Origin of the sequence: Streptococcus mitis, from assembly GCF_003942685.1 — a bacterium.
In the GTDB taxonomy this organism is placed as follows: Bacteria; Bacillota; Bacilli; order Lactobacillales; family Streptococcaceae; genus Streptococcus; species Streptococcus mitis_CD.
Genome location: NZ_RJNR01000016.1, coordinates 26,102 through 32,101, shown reverse-complemented (window position 1 = coordinate 32,101; position 6,000 = coordinate 26,102). Strand labels below are relative to the sequence as shown.

Genomic DNA, 6,000 nt, shown 5'->3' with positions numbered 1-6,000 from the left:
GAGTTTGAGGTGACATTTTTAGATGATTACCATAAAAAACACAACTACCCCCTATTTTACGAATCCTATCTTCAAAACATTATGGAATTCCTTGAAAGTCAGGATATAAAGAACGGAGCTGATGCCTTTGTAGATGATAATCAGAATCTTGTTTTTGTTTTATATGGACAAGGCTATCGAGCCGAGGGAAAAGAGGGAATACTTACAACCCAAGTAACTGTAAAAGCTTATGATGAAGACAAGAAATCAATTAACTTCTCCAATTTATTAGATTCCTTAATCGTCTCCGAATATCAAGTAGAACCGAATCTTTGGGAGGTTTCCCATGATTGATCTCTATCTAAGTAAAAATAACCATAGAAATCAACTTCTTTTGGATTTCTTTCAAAACTACGGAATAGAGGTATCTTGTCATTCGATTTCTGAAATGACAAAGGACAAATTAATTGAGATGATGAGCTATTCTTCAGATTGTTTTGAGTTTTTATCTCCTAATTTATTACGATTTAAGAACCGTGACAATTTAAGATTATCGGATTTCATTGAAATGATCTTAAAAAATCCTGAACTAACTATTAGACTTCCTCTTGCGGTTTCAAATAAGAGAGTTTATCCAAATCTGAATTTGGAAGAGGCTAGAGCTTTATTGCCAAGAGATACGAAACAATTGATTTACATGGCACAAACACATTATTTATCTAGTTAAAGGAGAAGCAATATGGCTGAACGATTTTGGGAGAACTTGTCCATTATTTTGGCTGAAAGAAATATCAGCTGGATTGAGTTAACCAGAAAAATGTTTGCGGGAGAGTTTCACTATCCAAGTGAATTGAATCGTTTGTATCAAAAGATTCGCCACTATAAGATGGAACAACGAATGCCTCAAAGTCCATGGGTAGAAAGGATTGTGCAGGTATTAGATTTAGATTATGAAGATTTATTTCGGAGGTAACTATGAAAAGAATAATTCCAGTTTATATATTCCAACAAGTAAATGTCCTATTGGTATCTCTATACTTACTGAAATTTCTTTGTATAGGTGAGTTAACTATACTACAGGTTTTCTATGGTGCATCGCTCATTTCTTTTTTATGGATGTATGGTCAACGAAAACAAGTGACAAAGGTCAATATGAAAACTAGGATAAAATGGCTTGGTATTGGATTCGTTAGTCTACTGATTATAAGTCTATGTTTTAGTCTGATTCATGCTCAAGGAAGCACGAATCAAGCAAACTTAATTGGCCTTCAACATCAGGTTCCTTGGTTTTCATTTTTATTGTTCTTAATCAATGCGAGTATGGTTGAAGAATTTCTGTATAGAGAAATTTTATGGAACTTGGTTAGAAAATTAGATATTAGAGTTGCTTTGACAAGTGTTTTATTTGCCTTAGTTCATCATCCAGGAACCATTCTAGCTTGGTGTTTATATGTTTCATTGGGAATGTTTTTAGGGATGGTGCGCTACAAATCTGACTTATGGGGCAGTATGGGGCTACATTTGGTATGGAACCTACTAGTTTATAGTCTGCTGCTTGTTTAAAATAGGTGGCCTGATTTATTTAGATATTCATAATGAATGTAATTGTTGACAAATATGGACTAATTGCGTATAATGGAGGTAATTAAATGATATAATTACTTGTGGGCTAGTGGATATGGTCTGCACCCGCCTGTGGGCTCCGCTCTCAGTTCAGACTGTTTGTTGAGAAAAAGAATAGCAGGACTGCCTACCCTTGAGGAACAGATAGGGCATATCTAGCGTGAGGTGAAACTCAATACGTGGGAGAGAAGGAAGCAGGAGCTTCCTTCTCTTTTTTAGGAGAAAATTCAAATGACTTATACTTTGGAATGGCTAAAGACTTTTGATGGAGAGATTGATATTCTCAATGTTAAGATGGATTGCTTGGCCAATACTATTGAGAAAAATGTTTCTCAGTACAAATATATTTATCAGACAAATATGGAGAACTGTCCTGAAATTATTCTATCAGTCCCAAATTCCTCCATTCCTCATCTTTTAGGATTATCTAGAGAACATCATGTTAATTTACCAACTAATAATGCAGGGAGTATTTTTGAAGGATTAAAAGATGATTGGACATTGGAACGTCTTAATAAAGCTGATAATGGTTGGTTCAACGAAAATAAATTCAAAATAGTTGGAACCTTGTTGCTTTATCAAATGTTACATGTAATGGAGTGCAAATTCTATACAACTGATGGCATTTTGAATAGAAGAGTCGGTCACCGATTTAAAAGAGATCATATTTATTTTGTAGTCTTTAAATTAAGTAATGGTATCAGTTATACAGTAGAATTATCACATGAAAAAGGTAATCAATACTTTCCAAGAAGCCTTAAAATCAATGATACCTCCGTTACAGGTTGTAGAGAAATAGAGCTTAGACTCATTAATAAGATTCGATTTAAACCAGTTAAGGCAAGAAAGGTAAAATGGGCATCATGATTTAAAAATTGAAATTATGATTACATCACCATTCTTTTCTTAATCAATGTGAGTATTGTTGAAGAATTTCTGTATTGAGAAATTTTATGGAACTTGGTTAGAAAATTAGATATTCGAGTTGCTTTGACAAGCGTTTTATTTGCCTTAGCACATCATCCTGGAACCATTCTAGCTTGGTGTTTGTATGTTTCACTTGGGATGTTTTTAGGGATGGTGCGCTATAAATCTGATTTATGGGGCAGTATAGGGCTACATTTGGTGTGGAACCTACTAGTTTATAGTTTGCTGCTTTTTTAAAATAGGCGACCTGATTTTTAGGTAACTTCTAAAACTAACTTCCAGTTTTGGGAGAGAGATGGAAGTTACTTTGAAAAGTTACGGAAACATTATTTTCTATGAAAAACATTGTATAATTTCTTGCATTTTACTGGTGGAGAGAGTATAATGAGGGTGGATAAAGTACTTAATCCCAAAAATTTAAATAGGAGGAGCTAGCTATGGCAGAAGAAGTATTAAATCTTCAATTAGTATCTGTTCAAGTTGACGAAACAGATGAAGTTGATGGAATGCGATTTAGTACATTCAGTACAAACCGTTGCGGTAACTGGAGTGCTTTTAGTTGGGAAAATTGTTAACTCATTTAAATTGTAAACTTTAGAGATACTCTGGAGTTATGGATATCGTTCCAATATGTGCACGTTGGAATGTTAGTGCTTATATGGGGAGAATCCAAAGGATTCTCCCTTTTTATTTAAATAAGTCTGCCTAGCTATAGATATATTGATACTCTTTAAAAATCAATTCAAACCACGTCAACGTCGCCTTGCCGTACTCAAGTACAGCCTGCGGCTAGTTTCCTAGTTTGCTCTTTGATTTTCATTGAGTATAAGTTTGATAGAATTTCTTGGAGATTTTGTTATGGATTATAATTTCAATTTGGAACATCCTTTCTTTTTCACTAATAATGATTATAGTACAGATACTAGCATAAAGTACCAAGTAAGTCTGCCTTTTAATTGGCACGAAGTAATGAATAATGATGAGTGGGTTTATCAATACCCTATTGGAAAATTTGTTGAAAGACAAGGGTGGAAAATACACATTAGTTCAGAGTATAATAGTTCACACGAATTGTTACAAGATGTAGCAAAAATTTGCCATGAAATGCGAATTCCATTTAAACATCTTAGTACAGAAGACAAATTTATCATGCGAAACGGGAAATTGGTTAGTCGAGGATTTTCTGGTAAATTTATTACATGTTATCCAAATCAAAATGAATTAGAGTCGGTTTTGCAAAGGTTAGAAAGTGCCTTAAAGCAATATAATGGGCCATATATTTTAAGCGATAAACGTTGGGATGAAGCGCCAATATATCTGAGGTATGGTGTGTTTAGGCCGTCAAGGAATGATGAAAAGAAGGTTGCTATTGATGAATTAATTGTTGGCGATGAAGTTGTTAAAGATGAACGTTTACCAGTATTTAAAATTCCAAAAGGTATAGTGCCCCCTGACTTTTTGAATAAATGGCTTGACAAGAAAGATAAAAAACAGGGAGACTTTCCCTTTATTATAGATAATGCAATTAGATTTTCAAACAGTGGTGGGATATATAATGCTAAGCTAAAAGAAGATGGGGAAAAAATAATTTTAAAAGAGGCTAGACCGTATACAGGTCTAGGATTTGATGGTACTTATTCTTCAGAGAGATTAGCTTCGGAGTACAAAGCACTAAAAATTCTAAATGAATGGAATGAGACGCCTAAAATATACTGGTACGGTAAGATCTGGGAGCACACCTTCTTAGGAATTGAACATATGAAGGGCGTTCCACTAAATAGATGGGTTACCAATAATTTTCCTTTATATGAAGTTGTTGATAAGAACAAAGATTATCTATTGAGAGTTTCAAAGATAGTAGAAAAACTCATCGATTTAACGAATAAGTTTCATTCTGAAAATGTATATCATCAAGATTTACATTTAGGAAATATCTTGGTTAAGGATGAAGATGAAATTAGTATAATAGACTGGGAACAGGCTGTCTTTTCGAATGATGAAAAAGTTGTACATAAAGTTGCAGCCCCTGGTTTTAGAGCATGGCGAGAAACACTTCCCAGTGAGATAGATTGGTATGGTATTAGACAAATAGCTCATTATTTATACATGCCACTAGTAACTACATCGGATTTGACATACAACTATGTAAGTCAAACCAGGATAGAAGGAAAAAAACTATTTGAGTCTTTGGATTATACAAGAGAACATATAGATTATGTAGAAAGTTTATTGTCATATCTAGATTCTAAATGTCCACAGATCGAGAATATTTCCAGGAAAAAAGTTTTAAAACCCATGCATGAGATTAGAACTATCGAGAGTGAGCAAGATATACAAGATTTTATTATAAAATTATTAAGAGGGTTTACGCTAACTTATGGACAGTGGCGTAAAGAATTTCAATCAAGATTCTTCCCCGTTCATTATTATGGTCTGAATGTTAATCAAGGAATTGCGTTTTCAGATTTAGCTATCCTTTGGAGTTATCAACAACTAGCTAAGAAAGTAAAAAATTTCAAGTTTGATGACTATTATGAGATTCGAACACAGGTTATTAATGAGGCAGTAAATAATTTTAAGAAATCGTCCTTTTCTGGTCTTTTTGATGGTAAAATTGGTACAATCTGGCTCATTTATGAATTTGGGGAGATAGATCGGGCAGTTGAACTTTTTACAACTCATTTTATAGAGATATTTGAGAATTCACAAAATAAAAATTTATATAGTGGGCAGGCTGGAATTTTACTGGTTGGGCTGTATTTTCTTAGTAAAGGAGAAATTGATAATAAACTAGGAGAAGAAATACTAATTAGGCTTAGAGAATATACTTTAAATTATATAGAAAATCCAGAAACTTTTTGTAAAGTTGGCGCTAGTGATGTTCAGAGTAATGATCCTTATGAGAATTTTGGTGGATTACTATATGGTCACGCAGGGGTAGCTTGGCTCTTCGGTGAAGCTTATAAATTAACTGGTGAAAGTATCTATAAAAATGGTCTAGAATTGGCTGTAGATAAAGAATTAGTTGCTTATAAAGTAGATAGTAATAATTCATTGCAGTACAGCCAAGGTCATAGATTACTACCATATCTAGCAACTGGAAGTGCTGGCCTGCTTTTACTTATTAATAGAAATAAAGAAATCTTGTCAAGCAAATACTTAAAATATTTAACTTCGTTAGAGAGGGCAACCGATGTAGTTTTTTGTGTATTACCAGGTTTATTTAACGGATTTTGTGGTCTTGAAGTTGCTAATAATATATATAGTGATATCGATGATAACTTTTCAGGACAAAAGAAATTAATTGAACAACTTTATAGATATTTGTGTGTAATTGAAGAAGGATTTGTTATTGCGGGAGATAATGGTTTAAAGATAACAACAGATATTGCTTCGGGATTTGCGGGTGTTGCAATTGGATTGGTATCAATAATGGATAATAAATTGACGATTCTTCCTCAAATATAATAT

General features: G+C 33.4%; 7 protein-coding genes and 1 pseudogene. All 8 read left to right on the top strand.

What is annotated here, in order from left to right; all coding sequences use genetic code 11:
- A partial coding sequence (locus tag D8855_RS09115; protein WP_260467390.1) for a hypothetical protein occupies positions 1–333 on the top strand: 333 nt, incomplete at its 5' end.
- Positions 326–706 carry a thioredoxin domain-containing protein gene (locus D8855_RS09110; RefSeq protein ID WP_125417057.1) on the top strand — a complete coding sequence of 127 codons (381 nt, stop codon included), beginning with the start codon at positions 326–328 and terminating at the stop codon, positions 704–706. The genes D8855_RS09115 and D8855_RS09110, both read left to right, overlap by 8 nt.
- A gap of 12 nt (positions 707–718) precedes the next feature.
- Entirely contained in the window at positions 719–952 is a 234-nt protein-coding gene (locus tag D8855_RS09105) for a hypothetical protein (protein ID WP_000840776.1), read from the top strand.
- Between the two features lie 2 nt (positions 953–954).
- Entirely contained in the window at positions 955–1,542 is a 588-nt protein-coding gene (locus D8855_RS09100) for a CPBP family intramembrane glutamic endopeptidase (RefSeq protein ID WP_125417055.1), read from the top strand.
- Between the two features lie 291 nt (positions 1,543–1,833).
- Positions 1,834–2,469 (top strand): hypothetical protein, encoded by a 636-nt coding sequence (locus tag D8855_RS09095; protein ID WP_004264047.1) that lies wholly within the window; start codon positions 1,834–1,836, stop codon positions 2,467–2,469.
- A gap of 30 nt (positions 2,470–2,499) precedes the next feature.
- Positions 2,500–2,766, top strand: a pseudogene (locus D8855_RS09090) (CPBP family intramembrane glutamic endopeptidase); the annotation flags it as partial.
- Positions 2,767–2,966: 200 nt separating this feature from the next.
- On the top strand, positions 2,967–3,104 hold the full coding sequence (locus tag D8855_RS09085; RefSeq protein WP_000807141.1) for a hypothetical protein: 138 nt from the start codon (positions 2,967–2,969) through the stop codon (positions 3,102–3,104).
- Between the two features lie 283 nt (positions 3,105–3,387).
- Complete coding sequence (locus D8855_RS09075) at positions 3,388–5,997, top strand: protein kinase/lanthionine synthetase C family protein (RefSeq protein WP_260467389.1); 2,610 nt, start codon at positions 3,388–3,390, stop codon at positions 5,995–5,997.
- Positions 5,998–6,000: the final 3 nt, after the last annotated feature.